This is a genomic window from Pedobacter aquatilis (assembly GCF_030409415.1).
Taxonomy (GTDB): Bacteria; Bacteroidota; Bacteroidia; order Sphingobacteriales; family Sphingobacteriaceae; genus Pedobacter; species Pedobacter aquatilis.
The window spans coordinates 17,444-40,236 of record NZ_JAUFPW010000025.1 but is presented as its reverse complement, the minus strand read 5'-3'; the positions used below and the strand labels follow the sequence as shown (position 1 = coordinate 40,236).

At 34.1% G+C, this 22,793-nt stretch carries 28 protein-coding genes; 23 read left to right on the top strand and 5 right to left on the bottom strand.

All coding sequences use genetic code 11. The annotated features are described in order from the left end of the window. The 12 genes from rpmD to QWY86_RS10190 all read left to right on the top strand — a co-directional run bounded on the left by rpmD (nucleotide 1) and on the right by QWY86_RS10190 (nucleotide 7,699). Nucleotides 1-180 (top strand): 50S ribosomal protein L30, encoded by a 180-nt coding sequence (gene rpmD / locus QWY86_RS10245; RefSeq protein WP_231427279.1) that lies wholly within the window; start codon nucleotides 1-3, stop codon nucleotides 178-180. A gap of 136 nt (nucleotides 181-316) precedes the next feature. Next, a complete protein-coding gene (gene rplO, locus QWY86_RS10240) occupies nucleotides 317-763 on the top strand; it encodes a 50S ribosomal protein L15 (RefSeq protein ID WP_231459177.1) in 447 nt (148 codons plus the stop codon). A gap of 7 nt (nucleotides 764-770) precedes the next feature. Next, nucleotides 771-2,117, top strand: coding sequence for a preprotein translocase subunit SecY (gene secY, locus QWY86_RS10235; protein ID WP_290241631.1), 1,347 nt, complete (start codon nucleotides 771-773; stop codon nucleotides 2,115-2,117). A gap of 92 nt (nucleotides 2,118-2,209) precedes the next feature. Next, a complete protein-coding gene (gene map, locus QWY86_RS10230) occupies nucleotides 2,210-2,995 on the top strand; it encodes a type I methionyl aminopeptidase (protein WP_290241630.1) in 786 nt (261 codons plus the stop codon). Between the two features lie 71 nt (nucleotides 2,996-3,066). Next, nucleotides 3,067-3,285 (top strand): translation initiation factor IF-1, encoded by a 219-nt coding sequence (gene infA / locus QWY86_RS10225; protein WP_010599888.1) that lies wholly within the window; start codon nucleotides 3,067-3,069, stop codon nucleotides 3,283-3,285. A 1-nt stretch (nucleotide 3,286) separates the two neighbouring features. Then, nucleotides 3,287-3,403 carry a 50S ribosomal protein L36 gene (gene rpmJ / locus QWY86_RS10220; protein ID WP_010599887.1) on the top strand — a complete coding sequence of 39 codons (117 nt, stop codon included), beginning with the start codon at nucleotides 3,287-3,289 and terminating at the stop codon, nucleotides 3,401-3,403. Nucleotides 3,404-3,474: 71 nt separating this feature from the next. Next, the gene (rpsM, locus tag QWY86_RS10215) at nucleotides 3,475-3,852 is read left to right on the top strand and encodes a 30S ribosomal protein S13 (RefSeq protein ID WP_010599886.1); all 378 of its coding nucleotides are present in this window, start codon (nucleotides 3,475-3,477) and stop codon (nucleotides 3,850-3,852) included. A 98-nt stretch (nucleotides 3,853-3,950) separates the two neighbouring features. Next, complete coding sequence (gene rpsK, locus QWY86_RS10210; protein WP_010599885.1) at nucleotides 3,951-4,340, top strand: 30S ribosomal protein S11; 390 nt, start codon at nucleotides 3,951-3,953, stop codon at nucleotides 4,338-4,340. 61 nt (nucleotides 4,341-4,401) lie between these two features. Beyond that, nucleotides 4,402-5,010, top strand: coding sequence for a 30S ribosomal protein S4 (gene rpsD, locus QWY86_RS10205; protein WP_290241583.1), 609 nt, complete (start codon nucleotides 4,402-4,404; stop codon nucleotides 5,008-5,010). Between the two features lie 85 nt (nucleotides 5,011-5,095). Then, entirely contained in the window at nucleotides 5,096-6,088 is a 993-nt protein-coding gene (locus tag QWY86_RS10200; protein ID WP_290241581.1) for a DNA-directed RNA polymerase subunit alpha, read from the top strand. A 128-nt stretch (nucleotides 6,089-6,216) separates the two neighbouring features. Continuing rightward, nucleotides 6,217-6,747 (top strand): 50S ribosomal protein L17, encoded by a 531-nt coding sequence (gene rplQ, locus QWY86_RS10195; RefSeq protein WP_290241579.1) that lies wholly within the window; start codon nucleotides 6,217-6,219, stop codon nucleotides 6,745-6,747. A 91-nt stretch (nucleotides 6,748-6,838) separates the two neighbouring features. Next, entirely contained in the window at nucleotides 6,839-7,699 is an 861-nt protein-coding gene (locus tag QWY86_RS10190) for a glycoside hydrolase domain-containing protein (protein WP_290241577.1), read from the top strand. A gap of 5 nt (nucleotides 7,700-7,704) precedes the next feature. Here the strand turns inward: QWY86_RS10190 and QWY86_RS10185 are convergent, their stop codons facing one another. Beyond that, on the bottom strand, nucleotides 7,705-8,340 hold the full coding sequence (locus tag QWY86_RS10185; RefSeq protein ID WP_290241576.1) for a gluconate 2-dehydrogenase subunit 3 family protein: 636 nt from the start codon (nucleotides 8,338-8,340) through the stop codon (nucleotides 7,705-7,707). Nucleotides 8,341-8,350: 10 nt separating this feature from the next. After that, nucleotides 8,351-10,087: a GMC family oxidoreductase gene (locus tag QWY86_RS10180; RefSeq protein WP_290241574.1), complete on the bottom strand. Its 1,737-nt coding sequence runs from the start codon at nucleotides 10,085-10,087 to the stop codon at nucleotides 8,351-8,353. Nucleotides 10,088-10,360: 273 nt separating this feature from the next. On the opposite strand from QWY86_RS10180, the gene QWY86_RS10175 reads away from it, so the two are divergent. Next, on the top strand, nucleotides 10,361-11,551 hold the full coding sequence (locus tag QWY86_RS10175; RefSeq protein ID WP_290241572.1) for a class I SAM-dependent methyltransferase: 1,191 nt from the start codon (nucleotides 10,361-10,363) through the stop codon (nucleotides 11,549-11,551). Nucleotides 11,552-11,576: 25 nt separating this feature from the next. Here the strand turns inward: QWY86_RS10175 and QWY86_RS10170 are convergent, their stop codons facing one another. After that, nucleotides 11,577-12,545 carry a S41 family peptidase gene (locus QWY86_RS10170; protein WP_290241570.1) on the bottom strand — a complete coding sequence of 323 codons (969 nt, stop codon included), beginning with the start codon at nucleotides 12,543-12,545 and terminating at the stop codon, nucleotides 11,577-11,579. Nucleotides 12,546-12,708: 163 nt separating this feature from the next. Between QWY86_RS10170 and QWY86_RS10165 the strand changes: the two genes are divergently transcribed. The 3 genes from QWY86_RS10165 (at nucleotide 12,709) to QWY86_RS10155 (ending at nucleotide 14,869) form a co-directional block, all read left to right on the top strand. Further along, nucleotides 12,709-12,819 carry a phenylalanyl-tRNA synthetase subunit alpha gene (locus QWY86_RS10165; protein ID WP_290241568.1) on the top strand — a complete coding sequence of 37 codons (111 nt, stop codon included), beginning with the start codon at nucleotides 12,709-12,711 and terminating at the stop codon, nucleotides 12,817-12,819. A gap of 144 nt (nucleotides 12,820-12,963) precedes the next feature. Then, nucleotides 12,964-14,385, top strand: coding sequence for a 23S rRNA (uracil(1939)-C(5))-methyltransferase RlmD (gene rlmD / locus QWY86_RS10160; protein WP_290241565.1), 1,422 nt, complete (start codon nucleotides 12,964-12,966; stop codon nucleotides 14,383-14,385). A gap of 85 nt (nucleotides 14,386-14,470) precedes the next feature. Continuing rightward, nucleotides 14,471-14,869 carry a hypothetical protein gene (locus QWY86_RS10155; protein WP_290241563.1) on the top strand — a complete coding sequence of 133 codons (399 nt, stop codon included), beginning with the start codon at nucleotides 14,471-14,473 and terminating at the stop codon, nucleotides 14,867-14,869. 62 nt (nucleotides 14,870-14,931) lie between these two features. Here QWY86_RS10155 and QWY86_RS10150 read toward each other — a convergent pair whose 3' ends face one another. Next, nucleotides 14,932-15,639 (bottom strand): head GIN domain-containing protein, encoded by a 708-nt coding sequence (locus tag QWY86_RS10150; protein ID WP_290241560.1) that lies wholly within the window; start codon nucleotides 15,637-15,639, stop codon nucleotides 14,932-14,934. A gap of 246 nt (nucleotides 15,640-15,885) precedes the next feature. Here QWY86_RS10150 and QWY86_RS10145 point away from each other — a divergent pair, with 246 nt between their 5' ends. The 7 genes from QWY86_RS10145 to hemH all read left to right on the top strand — a co-directional run bounded on the left by QWY86_RS10145 (nucleotide 15,886) and on the right by hemH (nucleotide 21,546). Next, nucleotides 15,886-16,395, top strand: a complete 510-nt coding sequence (locus tag QWY86_RS10145) for a phosphoribosyltransferase family protein (protein WP_290241558.1) — start codon at nucleotides 15,886-15,888, stop codon at nucleotides 16,393-16,395. 55 nt (nucleotides 16,396-16,450) lie between these two features. After that, on the top strand, nucleotides 16,451-17,074 hold the full coding sequence (locus QWY86_RS10140) for a 1-acyl-sn-glycerol-3-phosphate acyltransferase (RefSeq protein WP_290241556.1): 624 nt from the start codon (nucleotides 16,451-16,453) through the stop codon (nucleotides 17,072-17,074). Further along, nucleotides 17,071-18,168, top strand: coding sequence for a glycosyltransferase family 2 protein (locus QWY86_RS10135; protein ID WP_290241554.1), 1,098 nt, complete (start codon nucleotides 17,071-17,073; stop codon nucleotides 18,166-18,168). The genes QWY86_RS10140 and QWY86_RS10135 overlap by 4 nt, the downstream gene beginning before the upstream one ends. Further along, nucleotides 18,138-18,794, top strand: coding sequence for a carotenoid biosynthesis protein (locus QWY86_RS10130; protein WP_290241552.1), 657 nt, complete (start codon nucleotides 18,138-18,140; stop codon nucleotides 18,792-18,794). Before QWY86_RS10135 ends, QWY86_RS10130 begins: the two co-directional genes overlap by 31 nt. A gap of 30 nt (nucleotides 18,795-18,824) precedes the next feature. After that, nucleotides 18,825-19,673, top strand: coding sequence for a 4-hydroxy-3-methylbut-2-enyl diphosphate reductase (locus QWY86_RS10125; protein ID WP_290241550.1), 849 nt, complete (start codon nucleotides 18,825-18,827; stop codon nucleotides 19,671-19,673). Between the two features lie 64 nt (nucleotides 19,674-19,737). Continuing rightward, the gene (locus tag QWY86_RS10120; protein ID WP_290241548.1) at nucleotides 19,738-20,412 is read left to right on the top strand and encodes a fatty acid desaturase; all 675 of its coding nucleotides are present in this window, start codon (nucleotides 19,738-19,740) and stop codon (nucleotides 20,410-20,412) included. A 123-nt stretch (nucleotides 20,413-20,535) separates the two neighbouring features. Continuing rightward, nucleotides 20,536-21,546, top strand: a complete 1,011-nt coding sequence (hemH, locus tag QWY86_RS10115) for a ferrochelatase (protein WP_290241545.1) — start codon at nucleotides 20,536-20,538, stop codon at nucleotides 21,544-21,546. Here the strand turns inward: hemH and QWY86_RS10110 are convergent. Further along, the gene (locus QWY86_RS10110; RefSeq protein WP_290241541.1) at nucleotides 21,543-22,757 is read right to left on the bottom strand and encodes a 3-deoxy-D-manno-octulosonic acid transferase; all 1,215 of its coding nucleotides are present in this window, start codon (nucleotides 22,755-22,757) and stop codon (nucleotides 21,543-21,545) included. The genes hemH and QWY86_RS10110 overlap by 4 nt on opposite strands. Between the last annotated feature and the right edge of the window lie 36 nt (nucleotides 22,758-22,793).

The window sequence follows — 22,793 nt, the reverse complement described above, 5'->3', positions numbered from 1 at the left end:
ATGGCTAAGATCAAAATAACACAAGTAAAAAGCGTTATCGATAGAAGCGAGCGCCAAAAAAGAACCGTTCAGGCTTTAGGTTTATCAAAAATGAACCAAAGTGTTGAGGTAGAAGCTACTCCCCAAATTATCGGTATGATTCGTAAAGTGAATCACTTAATCGCAATCGAAGCAATTTAAGAACATTATTGAATGAATGAGTTTTGAGTGAAAGAATGTGCATATTGCAAAACATTCAATCATTCAAAATTCAATCATTATTTATTAATCGTTGTACCTGTTTAGTGAAAGCGAAGGGCAACACAAATTCAAAAAAATGAATTTAAGTAATTTAAAACCTGCAAAAGGTTCTACAAAAAACAGTAAAAGAATTGGTCGTGGTACAGGTTCAGGCCGTGGTGGTACTTCAACTCGTGGTCACAAAGGTGCTGGTTCACGTTCTGGTCACTCTACCAAAATCGGTTTCGAAGGTGGTCAAATGCCTCTACAACGTCGTGTGCCTAAAGTTGGTTTCAAACCAATTAACCGTACAGAATATGTTGGTGTAAACTTAGATGTTTTACAAGGCTTAGCTGAAAAATTCAATTTAACTACTATCGATTTTGCAGCTTTACAACAACATGGTTTAGCTTCTAAGAACGACTTAGTTAAAATTTTAGGTCGTGGTGAAGTAAAAGCAAAAATCGAAGTTACAGCACATGCGTTTTCTGCAACCGCACAAAAAGCTATTGAAGCAGCAGGTGGTTCAATTGTAAAATTGTAATTATTAAATGAAGAAGCTATTTACTACTTTAAGTAATATCTGGAAAATTCAAGAATTAAAAGATCGTATTTTATTTACGGTTATGATTCTTTTGGTATACCGTTTCGTATCTCACGTGGTTTTACCAGGTGTTGATCCAACCGCTTTAGGCGAAAACGAAAAATCGGGCATCTTAGGCTTACTTGATATGTTTGCCGGAGGTTCTTTCTCTCGTGTTTCAATTTTGGCGTTAGGCGTAATGCCTTATATCTCTGCATCGATTGTGGTGCAATTATTAGGTATTGCTGTTCCTACTTTCCAAAAAATGCAGAAAGAGGGCGAAAGTGGTAGAAAGAAATTAAATCAGATTACACGTTATTTAACAGTTGCCATTACGATTGTTCAATCAGTTGGTTACGTTAAAACACAGGTTCCAGAAACTGCAATATTGCCAGTTATGAGCCAAACCATGTTTTACATTGTATCTACGTTTGTTTTAACTGCGGGTACTTTATTTGTAATGTGGTTAGGTGAAAAAATTACTGATAAAGGTATTGGTAACGGTACATCTTTAATTATTATGGTGGGTATTATCGCTCGCTTACCGCAAGCTATTAGTCAGGAATTTTCTGATAAAGTTGGTGCTGCAAGTACAGGTGGTGGTCCGGTTGCTTTGGTATTAGAGGTTGTTGCTTTATTTGCAATTGTAATGTTTACTATTTTAATTGTACAAGGTGTACGTAAGGTGCCTGTACAATATGCGAAAAAAATTGTTGGAAACCGTCAATTTGGTGGTGTTCGTCAATACATTCCGTTAAAGGTAAATGCTGCAGGTGTAATGCCGATTATCTTTGCTCAGGCTTTAATGTTTATTCCTGGTGCTTTGATTCAATTCGTTCCTTCATTGCAAGGTTCATGGTTAATTCAATTTAGCAATACAACATCTTTAGCATACAGCTTAACATTTGCATTTTTAATTATTGCCTTCACATTTTTCTATACAGCCATTACGGTCAATCCAACTCAAATGAGTGATGATATGAAGAAAAATGGTGGTTTTATTCCAGGTGTAAAACCAGGTTTGGCAACATCAACTTTTATTGATGATGTTATCTCAAAAATCACATTCCCAGGAGCAGTATTTTTAGCAATTATTGCTGTATTACCTTCGGTAGCTGTAAAATTTGGTATTAAACAAGAGTTTGCTCATTTCTTTGGTGGTACATCACTATTGATTTTAGTAGGTGTTGTTTTAGATACTTTACAACAAATTGAAAGTTACCTATTGATGCGTCATTACGATGGATTAATGAAAACTGGTAGAGTTACTGGCAGAACAGGTGTTCCTGCAGCTAGTAGCAATGCAGCATTGTAATCATAACATTATTATAATTTGAATGATAAAATGAGTGAAACGCCATATGGAGTTTCACTCATTTTAAATTCAGTCATTCAAAGCTGAAATGAATGTCTAAAATCTATTACAAATCTCTGGAAGAGATCGAGTTAATACGAGAGAGCTCTATGCTTGTATCCAATACTTTAGCTGAAGTTGCTAAAGTTATTGCTCCAGGCATTAGCACGAAGCAACTGGATAAATTAGCATTCGAGTTTATTAACGATAATGGAGCAGTTCCTGCGTTTTTAAACTACAATGGCTTTCCATACTCACTATGTATTTCACCAAATGAACAAGTTGTTCATGGTTTTCCTAGTGATTATGTAATTCAAGAGGGTGATTTGATTTCAGTAGATTGTGGTGTAATTAAAAACAATTTTTTTGGCGATTCGGCTTATACTTTTTCAATTGGAGAAGTAGATACAGAAAAACAGAAACTCGTTGAAGTTACAAAACAATCCTTGCTTCTTGGAATTGAAAAGGCTGTTGTTGGGATGCGTGTTGGAGACATCAGCTACGCTGTACAACAGCATGCAGAAGCGAACGGATTTGGTGTAGTTAGAGAGTTGGTTGGTCATGGAGTTGGTGTTAAACTTCACGAAAAACCGGATGTTCCTAATTACGGAAAAAGAGGTAGCGGACCAAAGCTTGAAGAGGGCATGGTTATCGCGATTGAGCCAATGATAAATGCAGGCGTTGCCGGTGTTTATTTCCATAAGGATGGTTGGACAATTACCAGCAGAGACAATAAACCATCAGCACATTTTGAACATACAATAGCAATAAAAAAGGGGAAAGCAGACGTATTATCAACGTTTTCGATAATAGAAGAAGTTTTACAACAAAAAAAATAAATTATTAAAATTTTTTATTTAATTTTGCAACCCTGTTTGTAAGCAGCTAATTAAGTAACAATCAATAAAATATGGCTAAACAAGCCTCAATTGAACAAGACGGAGTAATAAGAGAAGCATTATCAAATGCGATGTTTAGGGTTGAACTCGAAAACGGGCATGAGATTATTGCGCACATTTCAGGTAAGATGAGGATGCACTACATCAAAATTCTTCCTGGTGATAAAGTGAAACTAGAGATGTCGCCTTATGATTTAACAAAAGGTCGCATCACTTATAGATACAAATAAAATGAAAGTTAGATCATCAATTAAAAAACGTAGCGCTGATTGTAAGATTATTCGCCGTAAAGGTAAACTTTACGTTATCAACAAGAAAAATCCGAAATACAAGCAACGTCAAGGGTAATTAGAAAATATTGTAATTTACCGTACAACGGTGGCCCGCCGTTCGGAATTACGTAAAAACATAAAATAAATATGGCAAGGATTTCAGGTATTGATTTACCAAGAAACAAAAGAGGAGAGATAGGGTTAACCTACATCTACGGAATAGGTAGAACAACTGCGCAACGTATTTTAACTACTGCAGGTATCGACTTAAACAAAAAAGTACAAGATTGGTCTGATGATGAATTATCGGCTATCCGTACAATGATTAACGATGAGATTAAAGTAGAAGGTGCTTTACGCTCAGAAGTTCAGTTAAACATTAAACGTTTAATGGATATTGGTTGCTACCGTGGTTTACGTCACAGAAAAGGTTTACCTTCTCGTGGTCAGCGTACTAAAAATAACTCACGTACTCGTAAGGGTAAGAGAAAAACAGTTGCTAACAAGAAAAAAGCTACTAAGTAGGAAAAATTAATGATTGAATTTAGTATGATTGAATTATTGAATGTTTAGCATTCTTTCATTTAATCAATCAAACATTCTCTCATTCAGTAATAAAAAACATGGCTAAGAGTAAAAAAGTAACAAAAAAACGTATCGTTGTAATTGAGCCTGTTGGTCAGGCGCATATCAATGCTACCTTCAACAACATTATCGTTACCTTAACAAACAACAACGGACAGACTATTTCTTGGTCTTCTGCTGGTAAAATGGGCTTTAAAGGTTCTAAAAAGAACACACCATATGCAGCTGGTCAAGCAGCTTCAGATTGTGGTAAAGTTGCGTTTGATTTAGGTTTACGTAAAGTTGAAGTATTTGTAAAAGGTCCGGGTTCAGGTCGTGAATCTGCAATCAGAACTTTGCAAGTAGCAGGTATCGAAGTAACATCTATTAAAGATATTACTCCACTTCCTCACAACGGATGTCGTCCTCCTAAAAAGAGAAGAGTTTAATTAATTTTAAAGCTAAGAATCTTCAGTTACAGGCTGAATGATACTTTAAAAACAGAAAAAAATGGCAAGATATACAGGCCCAAAATCAAAAATCGCCCGTAAATTCAGAGAACCAATCTTCGGTCCTGATAAGGTGTTAGACAGAAAAAATTATCCTCCTGGACAACATGGCGTGTCTAAAAGAAGAGGAAAACAATCTGAGTATGCTATCCAGTTAATGGAGAAACAAAAAGTAAAATATACTTATGGTGTATTAGAAAAGCAGTTCAGTAACTTGTTTAAAAAAGCATCTTCACGTGCAGGTATCACAGGTGATAACTTACTTCAATTATTAGAAGCACGTTTAGATAACACAGTTTACCGTTTAGGTATTGCAACAACCCGTTCTGGTGCACGCCAGTTAGTTAGCCATAAACACGTAACCGTGAATGGTGAAGTTGTAAATATCCCTTCATATCAGTTAAAAGCTGGTGATGTTGTAGCGGTTCGTGAAAAGTCTAAATCATTAGAATCAATTACTAACTCTGTTGCAGGCAGAACAATTAATAAATTTGCCTGGTTAGAATGGAATGCAAGCGATTTAACAGGTAAGTTCTTAACTTATCCTCAACGCGATGAGATTCCAGAAAACATTAAGGAAAACTTAATCATCGAGTTATACTCAAAGTAATAAATAGAATAGTTAATTACATCGAAAGGGTAATTAACTTTTTTCTTGTTACTATATATTCACTAACGAATTTAAAAAATTATAAATGGCAATTTTAGCATTTCAGAAACCTGACAAAGTGATCATGCAGAAATCTACTGATTTCGATGGCACATTTGAATTTCGTCCTTTAGAGCCCGGTTTCGGTGTAACAATTGGTAATGCCTTAAGAAGAATTTTACTTTCTTCTTTAGAAGGTTATGCTATTACTACTATTCGTTTTTCAGGCGTTTCTCATGAATTTTCTACCATGAAAGGTGTTGTAGAAGATTTAACTGATATCATCTTAAACTTAAAACAAGTTCGTTTTAAGAAGACTGGTGATTCAGGTGATTCTGAGAAAGTTTTCATCATCGTTAATGGTCAAGATCAGTTTCAAGCTGGTGATATCACTAAATTCTCTAACAACTTTACAGTTTTAAACCCTGAGCATGTAATTTGCAACATGGACAAATCTGTTACTTTGGAAGTGGAATTAACCATCAATAAAGGACGTGGTTATGTACCCGCTGAAGAAAATAAAGTTGCTGATGCTGTTGTAGGTGTTATCGCAATCGATTCGATTTATACTCCGATGAAAAATGTAAAATACACGATTGAAAACTTTCGTGTTGAGCAAAAAACGGATTATGAGAAATTAGTATTAGATATCTCTACTGACGGTTCAATTCATCCTGAAGAAGCATTAAAAGAAGCGGCTAAGATTCTTATCCAACACTTTATGTTATTCTCTGATGAGAATTTAGTATTAGAATCTCAAGCTAAAGAAGAAACTAAAGAAGTTGATGAAGAAATTTTACATATGCGTAAAATCCTTAAAACTGAATTAGTAGATATGGATCTTTCAGTTAGAGCATTAAATTGCTTAAAAGCTGCTGATATCCGCACTTTAGCTGATTTAGTTTCTTACGATGTTGCTGATATGTTAAAATTCAGAAACTTCGGTAAGAAATCTTTAACAGAGATTCAAGAGCTTGTAAAATCAAAAGGTTTGTCATTTGGTATGAACCTGTCTAAATTTAAATTAGACGAAGAATAAAATTGTTTTAAGTTATAGGTAGTACGTATTACGTAAAACTTACAACTTATTACTTTAATAATAAATTATTATTTCACAGTGTATAATTCCCTCTGAGACAGAGACGGTATACACTTAATTAAAGAACAATGAGACACGGTAAAAAAGTTAATCACTTAGGCAGAACCGACAGCCACAGAAAAGCGATGTTAGCTAACATGGCTACTTCACTTATTAAGCACAAAAGAATTACTACAACTTTAGCTAAAGCTAAATCTTTACGTACTTATGTTGAGCCAATTATCACTAAATCAAAAAATGATACAACTCACTCTCGTCGTACTGTATTCTCTTATCTTCAAGATAAAGAAGTTGTAACGATTTTATTCCGTGAAGTTGCTGAGAAAGTTGCAAATCGTCCGGGTGGTTACACTCGTATTATCAAATTAAACAATCGTTTAGGTGATAATGCTGAGATGGCTTTAATCGAATTAGTTGATTTCAACGAAGTTTATGGTAAAGATGTAGAAGCTAAAGAAGAGAAGAAAACTACTCGTCGTGGTAGAAGCAAAGCTGCAGCTCCAAAAGCAAAAGAAGCGAAAGCTGAAACTGCTGAAGAGGTTGCTCCAGAAGCTGCTACTGAAGAAGCGCCTTCTACAGAAGAGCCAAAGGGCGAATAATTCAATTCACTTTAAAATCTTAAAAGTCCTGTTCATTAGAACAGGACTTTTTTTGTTTATATTCATTCGTAAATTCTTCAAAACGGTAACCATGTCCAGAATATTAGTTGCATTCATTCTTTTTTTAAATAGCATAGTTGTTTTTTCACAAGATGTTTCATCAAGTAAGCTGAAAGTTCAAGGTCAGTTAATATCTCTAAATAATATGAAGTTTGATGTAAATGCTGATGGCTTTCCAAAACAGTACTACAACATTAATGGAGGTTTGTTTGATAAATCAGAAAACCTTCTATATGAGCCAATGCATTTTCATTTCTATACTTCTACTAAATCTCAGGAGAAGATGAATATTATAAATTGCAACATATCCTCAGAAAGTGGCGATTCGGTAATTTGGAATGCTAAAAGTGCGTCAAATAATTTAAGCATGAATGTTGCCGCAACGATGTTTTCAAATGGTTTTGTAAACTACAAAGTGAAGTTAACAGCACTCAAAGACGTTGAACTATCAAGCATAAATTTTCACATTCCATTTCAAAAATCAGTTTCTAAATATTTATTGGGTCTAGGTCGTAAAGATTATTACAGACGAGATACTGTTAAATGGAATGACCAGCAGTGGAATAAAATTAAGCCCGCATTTTGGATTGGTAATGACAGTTTAGGACTTTATTTAAGAATAAATACCAATAGTAATTGGTTAAAGAGAAATAATGGCTCAATACAGATAAATATAAAGGGTAGTTCTATGCTTACTGATATATATACCGGAAAGTTGAGTTTAAACCAAGGTGATGAACTGAATTTTGATTTCAATTTAATTTTAACATCACACTCAGTTGATGACGTTAAAACGTCTTTCCCAGATCGATTTAAACAATACGAAAAACTGGATAGGAGGCAATCAAAAAAGATTAGTACAGAAGCATTTTCTAAAACACTTCTGCACTAATAGCATTATATTTTTACGTTTTGCATGCCGTACTGTTTCAATACGTCATCTGGTACGCCTGCCCATTGGTTAGGGCTATTGCCTACATAACCAATATCTTTAACACCCATTTCTGTTGTGTAAAAACCTGAAGCGGTTAAATCACGCATCCTGTTGAAGAATTTAACGCCTGGAAGCATCTCAGGTCTGGCTTTATTAGGATAGGCAATTTCATCAACAACTGATATTCTTTCCTTCTCAGAAGCTTCTACAAACGATTTCTGTAATTTGTTAAAGCAATAAATATCCAGCCATTTTAATCCCCCACGCATTGGAACTTTGTGCTCTGGAATATCCTTAACAATAAACTCTATAAATTCAGGCACTTTTGCCTCAGAAGCACTTCCAGAAACATCATCTTTTGGAATGATAATATCTGCAAGAATGGTAATTGTAGCCATTTCATGTTTAGTGAAATAGGTTTCGGCATTTAGCTTTTTATCTCGGTCTAATTCCCATTGTTCTCTGCCGGTTTCTTTAGTTCCTTCTTCTGGTGTTGTAGCAACTTCTGTTTTGTTTTCGGGTTGCTTACAAGCATCAATTATAACACTGGTGCTAATGGCTGTTAAGCCCAATGCTTTTAGTGAATCACGTCTGTTCATAATGTAATTCTTAAATGTTTTGTTTTTTCTTTTGAGCCAATATGTATTCTGCAGTTCTCATAGCCAATGCCAAAATTGTCCAGGTAGCGTTTTTATCACCTTGTTGCACAAACGGACCCGCATCAACTACAAATAGGTTTTTACAATCGTGAGCCTGGCAATATTTGTTTAACGCAGATTTTTTAGGGTCATCTCCCATTCTGATTGTTCCAACCTCGTGAATAATTTTACCCGGATTTAGTAAACCATAATTAGTATCCGCACCATGAATTTCTGAAGTAACCACAGCACCCATTTCTTTCATAATTGATAGAAAGGTTTCTTGCATATGTTTAGCTTGTAGAATCTCTTCCTTCGCCCATTTGTAATTAAATCTTAACACTGGGATGCCGTATTTATCAACCATATCAGGGTCGATTTCGCAATAATTATCTGCTCTTGCAATTGCAGTTCCCCGGCCGGCCATGCCAACACTTGTTCCATAAAAACGGCGATAATCATCCTTTAGAGATTTTCCATAACCACCTGCTTCTTTTTTGTTGCCGTTTCTGTCTGGAACCATACCGTTCATTTTTGCAACACCGCCGCCAAATCCGTAAGAAGGCATGCCTAAGCCGCCTCCGTACTCAATATGATATCCACGAGGAAAATCCAGTTTTTTATTATCTAACCACCAAGGTGAATAAATATGTACACTCCCTAAACCATCTTCATTGTATCGCTTTCTATCCATTAATTGGGGTAGAAAACCATAAACGCCTGCTCCGGTAGAATCATGTAAATATTTACCAACAACACCACTACTATTGGCTAAACCGCCCGGATGTGCAGAAGATTTTGAGTTTAAAAGAATACGTGCCGATTCGCATGCGCTTGCACCTAAAATAACGAGTTTGCCCGAAACCTGATATTCTTGTAAATCCTTTCTGTTAACATAAGACACACCCTTAGCATTACCATCTTTATCCGTAATTACCTCTCTAACCATTGCATCAGTAATCACCGTTAAATTACCCGTTTTTACAGCCGGAATAACTAAACAAGAAGAGGCAGAGAAATCGCCATAAACTTTGCAGCTCCTGCCACATTGCCCACAGTAAAAACAAGGTGCACGGTCGTTATTGCCTTTTATGGCTTCAGTCATAACTGCACCACGACCAGTAATAACTTTTACGCCCGCTTTTTCAGCACCTTTTTTTATGAATAATTCATTTAATCTTGGTTTTGGCGGTTTCATGAAAATTCCATCTGGTTCATTTTCAATACCCTCAGCAGTTCCATAAATGCCTATCATTCTGTCAACCTTATCGTAGAAAGGTTTTACATCATCATAAGTTATTGGCCATGCATCGGTTAAACCATCAGTTGGTTTAAAATCAATTGGACCCATTCTGAGTGATATTCTGCCCCAGTGGTTAGTTCTGCCACCAAGCATTCTCGAACGAAACCATTCAAATTCAGTTTTATTTTTTTGTGTATATGGTTCACCTTCCAATTCCCAACCACCATATGAGGCATCGAAATCTCCAAAAGGGCGTACCGTTCCGGCACCACGTCGTGGAGATTCCCACGGCCATTTCAGCTGATGTGAATCCATTCTAGGGTCAAAATACTGACCTGCTTCGAGCATTAAAACTTTTTGTCCGGCATTTGCTAAAACGTATGCTGCCATTCCTCCACCAGCACCAGAACCGACAACAATTGCATCGTAAATAGTGGGCGATTTTTTTATTTGAAAGTCACTCATGAATAGGAAAATAGATTTAATTGAAATTCTAATCTAACTTATAATTTTTTTAATTAAAAGGATTTGGATATTTAATTAACTTCTTTGGAATGATTATGGATAATCAATGATTGCTAATTCGCTAAATCGTATTAGGACTAATATTGTCTGAATGGTTTTTGAACTGAACCCCGTTTTTGATTATAAAATACTCAAAAAAAGTCGCTCGATTGTTACAATCGCTAAGGTATTGAATTTGCATACTAAACTTGTTTATCTTTGTGCTTTTAATTGATGATGGAAGTTTCAGAACAAGTAAAACAATTTAAACTCAATATTACTAAAAGTATTGATGCGCAAACATTTGTCAAAATTTCTTTTGGAAATTATCGCGGAGCTGAAGAAAATTTAAAACAGATTTTAATCAGAAAGCTAATCATTAAACGTGAGGATAAATTAACTTTTACTCTACGGTATAAAACTCGCGATATTGTTAAGAATTTTTCCATTAAAGATGGTGTTAAGCAAATTTTCAATTACTTGGAGGATGGATTTAGAATTGCGACCTTATTCACTACAGAAAACGATATCATACTCGAGGAATTAAATAACAAAAAAATCGCTTTACGTGAAATGGCTCCATCAACTAAAAGCTTGCCGGCATTAACACACGATAAAGCGAAAGAACGGCTAATTAAACCAGAAGCAAAGGCTTATCTGCAATCGTTAAAAATTACAGACTCTGATGGCAAAGTGTTTAAAAATGCCCAGGATAAATTCAGACAGATTAATCACTACATCGAAATTCTAAATGCTTTAATTAAAGAATTACCAGAAGGAACAATAAAAAAAGTTGCAGATATGGGTTCTGGTAAAGGCTACTTAACCTTTGCTCTGTACGATTATTTGCATTCAGTTTTAAACCTAGATTCTGAAGTGATCGGCGTTGAATACCGAAAGGACATGGTTGATTTGTGTAATGATGTTGCAAATGAATCTTCATTTAAAAAACTAAACTTTATAGAGGGTTCCATCCAGGACTTTGATGCGGGCGATGTTAATTTACTAATAGCTTTACATGCTTGTGATACAGCTACAGATGATGCTATTTTTAAAGGGATAAATGCAAATGCAGCGTTAATTGTTGTTGCACCCTGCTGCCACAAACAAATCCGCAGAGAGATTGAACAAAATAAAGTTAAAAATGATGTTTCCTTTTTGACTAAGTATGGAATATTTCTAGAACGCCAGGCAGAAATGGTTACTGATGGAATTAGAGCATTAATTTTAGAATATTTTGGCTATAAGACTAAAGTTTTCGAATTTATTTCTGATGCACATACACCGAAAAATGTACTGGTTGTGGGCATTAGGAATAAGGAGCAAGGAACAAGGAATAAGGAAGAAATCCTTCAAAAAATTAAAGCCAGCAAAGCATATTTCGGCATTCAATACCATCATTTAGAAAGATTGTTGGGGTTGTAATTGGTTGATGATAGATATTCTGTGTTTAATTATTTTTAAACCAGTTCTGAAGTTCGGTATTCAATTCTGGTAATTTGCAAGCATAAATATCAGGACTTAGTCCATCCGGAAAAATCTTCCCATTATGGCTTGCCATGTAGCCAACCGTTAAAATTAAAGCTTCGTTATTTGTAATATGAATGATTTCATTTGATGTTGCGAAGCCACGAGTTTCCTGACCGAAAAATTTCACATTTTTTAATGATTTCATCGCAATGGCAACTGCTTCACCTGCGCTAGCTGTTCGATGATTGATTAATATTGCAAATTTTGCATCTTTATTTAAAGTTCGATACTTAACAGGTTTGAAATGTAGTCTTTCATTCTGAGAATTTTCATCCAGTAATATCTCATTGTTTTTTAGCAACCATGTTTGAGTCTTATCTCCTTGTTGAAATGAGCCAATTACTTTTGATGATAAAAATGGTGTAAGTGCTATAAGCATAGGCCACATATCTCCCCCAGAATTGTATCGAAGATCAATTACCCAACCTTTCAAGTTTTTTCTATCTTGTTTTTTTATGGATTGAATTATTTTGCTAATGTATTCCTGCGATGAAAGATCATTGTCTTTAGCTATTGGATTTGTATGAAATCTTTCAATTTTTAAATATCCTACATCAGGTAGTTTGCTATTATCTATCTGCCCAGATAAATAACATGAGTCCGAATTCTGATTTTTTTTATAATGACCCTGAATAATTTTTTCGCCTTTTAAATAATAGGTATGTTGATTATTATTCATGCTCAAAGCTTTAACTATTGCTGAATCCTTTGATATAAGCAGGCTATTTAATACATCTTGTTCAGCTTCAAGCCAATTTATTTTGTCTCTGTTAATGCTTTTATTTTTAAGTGTTTGAATAATCTTCATCACAATATCTTTCTCTGTTTTTTTGCAAGAACTCGTAGTTAGAAAAGCAATTAAAAAGAATAAAAAATAAAAATTTCTCATAAATATATTGGCTTAAAGAACTCTGGCGCCATTATCCTAAACTAATATATAATTTCTTAAACTATCCACGAAAAGATAAGAAACATTCTTCGAATTAACTTTATACCATTTTGGTTTTTGGTATAAATTATGTATTATTGTAATAATTGAAATGCTTTTTATCATGACTAAAGAAATTTTAGAAATCTCTGTATCAATTGATGAAAAATTTGATTTACAATTTAATTGGTTAGACGGCTTTTGGGCTTCAGCACTTAAATTTATTGGAAAATAATTTTCATCTCTAATTAAGACTATCAAATAGACTTTTAAGTCTAGCATAATTTCTATTGCCCAAGATATTCTAATTATTTGTAATCATTCTGTCCTATTGTTTCAGCTTTAGTCTTTCAGCTTTTAGCCTTATATTTGCGGTATAATGAGTAGAAGAAAACCAGGTACGGTAACTATAATTCCAAACGTACAAATAATTGATATTGCAGAAGAAGGTAAAGGTGTTGGCAAAGCCGATGAATTGGTCATTTTTGTTGATAAAGCCGTTCCAGGCGATGTTGTAGACGTTCGTTTAACAAAAAAGAAAAAGAATTTTGCAGAGGCAGTTATAGAACAGTTGCATGAACGTTCTGATTTACGTACCGAACCATTTTGTGCTCATTTCGGAACTTGTGGAGGCTGTAAATGGCAACATATGGGTTACGATTCTCAATTAAAATTCAAGCAGAAAAATGTTGAGGCTGCACTTCAACGCCTTGGTAAAATAGATACATCATGTACAGAACCAATTTTAGGATCGGTTAAAAATCGTTATTACCGTAATAAACTCGAATTTACATTTTCTAATAAAAGATGGCTCGAAAAAACGGATATAGAACGGGCAGAAGAATTTGATATGAATGCTTTGGGCTTTCACGTTCCGTTGCGTTTTGATAAAATATTGGATATTGAGCATTGTTATTTACAAGATGACCCTTCAAACCAAATTAGAAATGCAGTTAGAAAATATGCTCAGAAAAATGATTTATCATTTTACGATTTAAGAAACCATGAGGGTGTTTTAAGAAATTTGATTATCAGAACATCTACAACAGGCGAAATTATGGTTGCTGTTGTGTTTGCATATCCGGAAGAAGCCCAGGTTAACGGTTTGATGAATTTTCTGAGAGCAGAATTTCCTCAAATAACATCATTACTGTACATCATCAACCAAAAGAAAAATGATACTATTTTCGATCAGGAAGTATATGTTTTTGCTGGTCGCGATCATATTTTCGAAGAAATGGATGGCATTAAATTTAAAATTGGTGTAAAATCATTTTATCAAACCAATTCTGAACAAGCTTTTGAACTTTATAAAATAACAAGAGAATTTGCCGGTTTTAAAGGCGATGAGTTGGTTTATGATTTATATACAGGCGCAGGAACCATTGCAAATTTTGTTGCAAAGGATGTAAAACAAGTGGTTGGTGTAGAATATGTACCTACAGCAATTGAAGATGCAAAGTTTAATTCTGCCCTAAATGAAATTGATAATACAATTTTCTATGCAGGTGATATGAAGGATATCCTGACTGCAGAATTTATTTTGGCACATGGAAAACCTGATGTTGTAATTACCGACCCACCAAGAGCCGGAATGCATGCTGATGTGGTGCAACGCTTGCTGGAAATGGAAGCCGAAAAGATTGTGTATGTAAGCTGTAACGCTGCAACACAGGCACGAGATTTAGAGTTATTGAAAGATAAATATGAAGTTGCAAGAATAAAACCTGTTGATATGTTTCCACATACACAACACGTTGAAAATGTAGTTTTATTGAAATTAAAAGAATTAGTGAATTAGAGAATGAAGTTATAGGATTAGTGAATGAAGTGCAATTATTTGCACAAACAACATTCAATAACTCATTCAATCAAAATAAAGATAGATGGATAGAGAAGAATTATTAGGTGCAACACCAGAAGATAACGGAACTCCGAAGAAAAATGAAAGCCCATTAATTAGTTTAGAAAAAGATTTAGAATTTTATTCTGATGCGATTAAAGAGGTTGCCGTAGAGATTATGGTTGAAGGGATTTCTGCACATCCGATTTTTATTGCGCATCAACATGAAGTTAGCATTGGAGAGGTTATCCTTAACAAAGAGGAATTAAATACAGATTGGACCATCCAGGCTTCTACGCTTGAAGAATTTATCGAAAAAGGTATGATTAATAAGGAAAGAAAAGAACAATTTTTAAAAGCATATAAAAAACCTGAAGATTTTATGTGTGTGTTTGTAATTGTTCCGGAAGGGGCAAACTTTGTTTACTTCCCTTATAAATAAAAAAAAATGCTGTTTTGCATCCGCAAAACAGCATATGTAAATTAAGTTAAACCTAAAACTAACTAATTTACTTTAGTAACATCACCACTTTTAGATGATGATGTTTTCTTTAAAGAAGCATTGCCTTTATAGTGTACATCGCTGCCACCACTTGCGCCAGCTTCTAACCCTTTAGTTACATTTATATTTGCATCAGAACCACCAGAAGCTGAAACTTTAGCATAATCTACCGGAAATTCGTAAGCGTTAACATCGCTACCTCCGCTTGTTTGCAGAACCATATTTTCAGCTTTCCCACTTAACTTTATATCACTACCACCACTACTTTGAATCTGAATATCTTTACAAACCAAATTTAGTTTTACATCGCTGCCGCCAGATGAACGAACAGAAAATTTATCTGCCTTAATTTGATTTTGGCTATAAACATCACTTCCGCCAGATGCGGTTAAAGCATTTAATGTTTTGAAATTTAAGTAGGCCTTAATGCTTTGGTTTCTAAACATATTGCCCCAATTTAAGCCCTCCTTTACTTTTATAACTAAACTGCCGCCGTTTTGCTCTACAACAACATTTTTAAGTAAATCTGCTGATGATTTGATATCCAGATTTTCAGAACTGCCCTGAGTCAAATATAAATCGATACCGCTGCTTACAGTTACACTGCTTATATTTTTAATTGATACGTTTTTGCTTTCTTGTGCATTAACATAGTTTGTAGCAACTAGGAATAATGTTAGCAATGCTGATGTTTTGAATAAGTTTTTCATCTGTTTATAATTTGTTTTTTAATGATGATGAAGCTATCAGATTATTCATCCCAATGCTTAGTTTGAAAATCTTGATGTTTTCATAATAGATTTAATTGGTTGAAATGTTTGAGATAATTTTGATGTTTTAGGTTAATGATTAGACGTATGCAAAGCACAAACGTTGCAAGCGATTGAAATTATTTTTCAAATAGTTTGAATTTCATCCTTAAAATCGTTCTTTTTGTAACCAAACCTTTAAAGCAAATGGCAGCATCGCAATTACTTATTCTTAATAAAAAACAAATTCAGCAGAAGATAGATAGAATTGCCTATCAAATCCTCGAAGATAATTTGAACGAGAAAGAAATTGTTCTGGCCGGCATATGGGATAGGGGATATAAACTTGCTTTGAGGCTTGAAAAAGTGCTAAAAAAAATCTCAGCGCTTAAAATTGTTTTGTTAAGAATCGATTTAGAAAAGGAGAGTAGTAAACTTGTGGCCAAAACAGATTTAAGTGAAAGCGTTTGGAAAAATAAGGTTATTATCTTAGTTGATGATGTTTTGAACAGCGGTAAAACTTTAGCTTACGGTTTAGGTGTTTTTTTAAATACGCCGCATAAAAAAATTCGTACGGTAGTTTTGGTAGACAGAAGTCACAAAATTTTCCCGATTGCTACAGATTTTGTAGGCTTAGAACTCGCTACAATATTAAAAGAACATGTTGATGTTGTAATGGATGTTGAGGGAGAAGAAGACCGAGTTTATTTAAGTTAAATTCCCATGAAAAGCTATACTTGCAATTAAGTCTAATTTTTTGCAATTTCCCTGCATGTACCATCCTAAAAAAAATAATATTATTTACAGGTTTTTTTCCTGGTACATAAAATTTATTATCAAGAAAGATTTTCATGCTTTCAGGTACGATACATTATTACTCAAGGAAGATTCATCAGTTTTAGTGCTTGCCAATCATTTTAGTTGGTGGGATGGCTTTTTTATTTTCTATCTGAATAAATTAATTTTTAAAAAGAATTTTCATGTTTTGGTTAATGCTGAAAATTATGCAAAAGTTCGCTTTTTGAAATATCTTGGAGCTTTTGCCGCTTCTAATAGTGGTAAAGATGTTTTAGAAACCCTAAGCTATGCAGGGGAACTTTTAAACGATCCAAAAAACTTAGTCCTTGTATTTCCGCAGGGTAAGCTTCATTCTAACCATGCGCCAGACATAAATTTCGAAAAAGGCGTAATGCAAATGATAAACTCAAGCAACAAGAAAATCAACATTATTTTTGCTGCAACCTTTATCGATTATTTTGCTGAAAGAAAGCCATCTGTTTTTACTTATCTGCATAATTGGGACAACGAAGAGTACATAAGCCTGCAACTTTTAAAAAGTGCCTATAACAAACATTATAATGCATCGCTTGTTAAACAGACACAAATTAAAGAATGACAGTTTTTATATACGCAGCATTAATTTTTCTGGTTATCAGATTTTCTGTTACTGTATTCAACTTTCTCTCCAATCCAAAACTTCCGCGAAGCGTTAAACATTACGATTACAAGGTTTCAATATTGATTCCGGCTAGAAACGAAGCGGAAAACATTATCGGTTTATTACAATCAATTAAAGAACAAGATTACCAGAATTACGAGGTAATTGTACTTGATGATGATAGCTCAGATGATACCTTTAAATTGGTAGATGACTTTGCACAAGGAAATCCCAATTTTTCAGTAATACAAGGTGGGCAATTGCCAAAAGGATGGTTAGGTAAAAACTATGCTTGTCACCAACTTTCTAAAGTTGCAACAGGAAATTATCTTTTGTTTTTAGATGCTGATGAAGAGATAAAGAGAGGTTTTATAAATAGCTTGATTTATAGAACTGAAAATGGAAGTTTAAGCTTACTCAGCATTTTTACAAATCAGGTAATGAAAAGTATTGGCGAGAAATTAACCGTTCCTTTAATGCATTTTATCTTGCTAAACCTGCTCCCACTAAGATTAGTTAGGGCTTCAAAAAATCCAGCATTTTCTGCCGCAAGTGGTCAATGCATGTTTTTTAAGGCATCAAACTACCATGATTTTGAATGGCATGAAAGAGTTAAAGACAAAGTTGTAGAGGATGTTGAGATTATGAAACTTGTAAAGCAACAAGGTTGTAAAACTGAAGCACTTTTAGCTAACGGTTTAATTTACTGCCGGATGTACAAAAATCTTAACGAAAGTATTAATGGCTTTAGTAAAAATTTACTAGCAGGTTTTGGTAGTAACATCATAATATTACTAATTTACCAGCTCTTGGTAATTGCCTGGCCGATAATCCTAATTCAAAACTTTGATTTATCGCTTCTTGCTTTACCATTAACGTTGGTAGTTTTAAGTAGATTGATGATATCCTTTTTATCAGGACAGAATGTTTTGCTAAATTTAGTTTTGCATCCATTACAGATGTTATTCTTTTTGCTAATATCATTAATATCAATAAAAAAGCATTTATTTAAAAACGGAACATGGAAGGGCAGATTGACCAGTCAGATTTAAAAGTAAAAAGGCTATCAGTAGCTATTATTATCATTTTTCATTTGGTTGGTTTGATAGGATTTTTAATGCCTGTAGCACAACCCTACTTTACGAAACTGGTGCCTTTTCACTTACTGTTAATGTTTGCCGTTATCATATTTTCGTATAATGCAGATATTAAAAGGCTTTTATTATTTATTTGCGGAGTTTTCCTCTGTGGCTATTTGGTTGAAGTTTTAGGTGTAAAAACCGGTAAAATATTTGGCAGCTATTATTATGGTACAACATTAGGTTTTAAAGTTGCCGCTGTACCATTGCTAATGGGCGTAAACTGGGTAATTTTAATATTCAGCGCAGGGCAAATGATTAAGGGTTTTAAAATTCGAAACGGAATTTTAGCATCATTAATTGGAGGCTTATGTTTAATACTTTTGGATTTTTTTCTGGAACCAACCGCCATGAAGTTTGATTATTGGCATTGGGATCACAATTTAATACCAGTCCAAAATTATGTTGCCTGGTTTATCGTTTCGGTTATCTTATTAAAATTCTATTATGCGCTTGGCCTAAAACAACAAAAATACATTGGTACAACAATGTACATTTCTCAGTTAATATTTTTTGTTGTTTTATACATGACAAGATGATAGAATATTTTTGCTTAATTTTGCAAAGCAATGAGTTATAATTTACAAGTCACTATTGATAAAGCTTCGGGCTTTTGCTTTGGCGTAGTTTACGCAATTGAAATGGCAGAGGATATTTTAGAAAACGAAGGCCGTTTATATTGCCTTGGTGATATTGTACATAACGATGAGGAAGTTGAGCGTTTAACCAATATGGGTTTAAAAATTATCGATCATGATATTCTAAAAACCCTTCAAAACGAAAAAGTTCTTATTAGAGCACATGGTGAAGCGCCATCAACATACCAACTTGCGCTCGATAATAATTTAACCTTAATCGATGCTTCTTGCCCGGTTGTTTTAAAACTTCAAAATAGAATTAAAAACTCACATGATGATGAGGAACAAATTCTGATTTTTGGCAAACATGGTCATGCAGAAGTTATAGGCTTACAAGGCCAAACCGATGGGAAAGCAATTGTTTTTCAGGATTTGGCTGAATTGGATAACGTAGAATTGCCTTCTAAATTTACACTTTATAGCCAAACGACTAAAAGTGTTGATAAATTTTATGGCATAAAAGATGAATTGTTAAGTAGAGGCTACGAGGTTAAAGCTAATGATACTATTTGCAGGCAGGTTTCTAACCGCTATCAGGAATTAGAAAACTTTGTGGGCCATTATGATAAGATAGTTTTTGTATCAGGTAAAAAATCATCAAACGGAAAAGTTTTGTATGATGTATGCAAGAAATTTAATAATAATTCTTACTTTATCTCTAACGTAGAAGAATTGGATAAAAATTGGTTTTCTGAGAATGATAAAGTTGGAATCTGTGGCGCAACATCTACCCCAATGTGGCTTATGGAAAAAGTTAAATCCGAATTACAGTTTTACTAATTGAATTTTTCAAAATCATTTTTTATACTAAACTGTTTAATTGTCAAACAATCGAATTATTTATTTGAAAACAGTTAGTAAAAATATCGGGTCTTTAGTGGCCATTACCGTAATCTCGTGCTGGTTTACTTCACTATATTTTCTACTCACATGGGAGTTCTCTTGGAATAATCCATTGGTTTACTTGATGATTTTGGTTCAAATGCATTTATATACCGGGCTATTCATTACGGCTCATGATGCAATGCATGGAACAGTTTCACCAAATAAAAACATCAATAATTTGGTGGGTTATATCTCGGTTTTTCTTTATGCAGGTTTTTTCTATCATAAACTTTATGCAAAGCATCACAAGCATCATAATCATGTACATACCGAATTAGATCCAGATTACGCACCACACGGATTTTGGAAATGGTATTTTAGATTTATGTTGAATTACGTTTCTATAATTCAACTTATAATAATGGCAATTGCCTTTAATGTTCTTAAAATTTGGGTTACGGAAACGAATTTATTGATATTTTGGGTGCTTCCATCGTTACTCAGCACTTTTCAGTTATTTTACTTTGGAACTTATTTACCACACAAAGGAGAGCACGATAATGAATATCATGCATCAACCTTGAGCAAAAATCATTTTGTTGCATTTATAACCTGCTATTTTTTTGGTTATCACCTAGAACATCACGAGCAACCTAGCACACCATGGTGGCGATTGCATAAAGCAAAAGGTTAAACGAATTCATTTAAATGAATAATTACTACCTTTTGTTGACGTAAAAATGCTTTTAGTCACTTTTTCTGGTAGGTAAAAAATAATAAAAAGGCGATATTTGCGACACAAAACATATTGTAAATAATGAGCAAGAAAGGAATTTTACTAGTTAATTTAGGCACACCCGATAGTCCGGAAACCGCTGATGTAAGAAAATATTTAGATCAGTTTTTAATGGATGAACGCGTTATCGATATTCCTAAGTTAAATAGAACTCTATTGGTTAAGGGTATTATTGTGCCTTTTAGAAGTCCTAAAACTGCAAAATTATATAAAGAAATATGGAATGAAAATGGTTCGCCACTTCTGTACTATAGTAAGTTGCAAGCCAAAATGCTTCAAGAGCGATTAGGTGATGCTTATCATGTGGAATTGGCCATGCGCTATCAAAGTCCTTCAATAGAATCGGCTTTAGCAAATTTAAAAGCAGGCTTGGTAGAAAGCATTCAGGTTATTCCATTATTTCCGCAGTATGCTTCTGCAAGTAGCGGTTCGGTTATGCAACTGGTAATGGAACTTGTTAGTAAATGGCCCACCGTGCCCCCAATCTCCTTTGTTAATTCGTTTCATGATAATGAATTGATGATTGAGGTTTTTGCTGAAAATGCAAAGAAACACAATCCGGAAAGCTTTGACCATATTTTATTCAGTTTCCATGGTTTACCTGAAAGACAATTGTTAAAATGTGATCACACCGGAAATTATTGTTTAAAAAATGCCGATTGTTGTCAAACTTTAAATGATACTAATAAATTTTGTTATTCGGCACAAGGACACGATACAGCAAGATTAATCGCTAAAAAACTTGGAATACCGAAAGATAATTACACGGTTTGCTTTCAGTCTAGATTAGGTAAAGAGCCTTGGGTACAGCCATATACAACCGATATTTTAAAGAAATTAGCCGCCGAAGGTAAAAAGAGATTATTGGTATTTAGTCCGGCTTTTGTTGCTGATTGCTTAGAAACACTTTACGAAATTACAGTTGAATACCATGAAGAGTTTAAAGAACTTGGTGGCGAACACGTACAACTGGTAGAAAGTTTAAATGCTAATCCAAAATTTATCGAAGCATTGGCTGGGATGGTAAATTAAACTTTCAAAATCTTCGCCAAAATAATTTCAGTAGCGCCTTTACTTTCTAAAACGTAATTTTTAGCGGCTGCGGATGATTTTTGATTCGCCATGAAATACTCAAATGCGGCAAAAAGTTCTTCTTTTGTAGAAATGCTTTTTGCCGCATCAATTTTTATCAAATCTTTAGCTTCCTGAAATTTATCGTATTTGGGGCCAAAAATTACCGGAAGCCCAAATGCTGCGGCCTCCAATGTATTGTGTATTCCGGCTCCAAATCCTCCACCAATGTATGCGATTCTGCCATACTGGTATAAAGAGGAAAGCATCCCAATATTATCAATTATTAAAATGTTTGATTTTAATGAAGCAGCGTTTTCCAGGTTTGAGAAACGGATAGATTTCTCAAACAGCCTCTCAATATTTTGAATGTGATTTTCGTCTACTTCATGTGGCGCAATTATAAACCTCCAATTTTGGTATTTAGTTGCTAAATCAGCGATAAGTTTTTCATCTTCAGGCCATGTACTCCCACAAATTAGTGTTTTAGCGTTTTCACAAAATTGTTTAATACTTGGTAATTGCTTAGGCTGTGCTGCATTTTCGTAAACCCGGTCAAATCGGGTATCGCCACTAATTGTGGTGGCACTTACACCAATTGAATTTAGCAGATTTTTACTTTCTTCATTTTGTACAAAAAAATGCATTACCGATTTTAACATATTACGATAAAAACCTCCATAGTTTTTAAAGAAAATCTGATTTGGTCTAAAAATCCCAGAGATTAGATACAAGGGAATATTGTTCTTATTTAACTCTGAAAAATAGAAATGCCAAAATTCATATTTCGTGAAAATGGCCATTTCAGGTTTAATCAATTCGATAAATTTTTTAGCATTTGATTTAGTGTCCATCGGCAAATAGAAAATTGCATCAGCTAATGCGTAATTTTTTCTAATCTCGTATCCCGAAGGAGAAAAAAAAGTGATAATTATTTTTTTTTGAGGGCTAAATGCTTTTATTTTTTCAAGAACCGGTCGGCCTTGTTCAAATTCGCCTAGTGAGGCAAAATGGAACCATATATTCTCATCATGTGGATTTACTTTATCCGCTATTTTGCTGAAAATCTGTTGTCTACCAGAAATAAATAGCGCTGCTTTTTTATTAAAATACGAGAAAATCCAAATTATTAAGCTATAAAATTTAATTCCTGATGTATAAAGTAAAAGCATTTGTTGGATTTTATTATCTTCGTGGCAAGATATAAC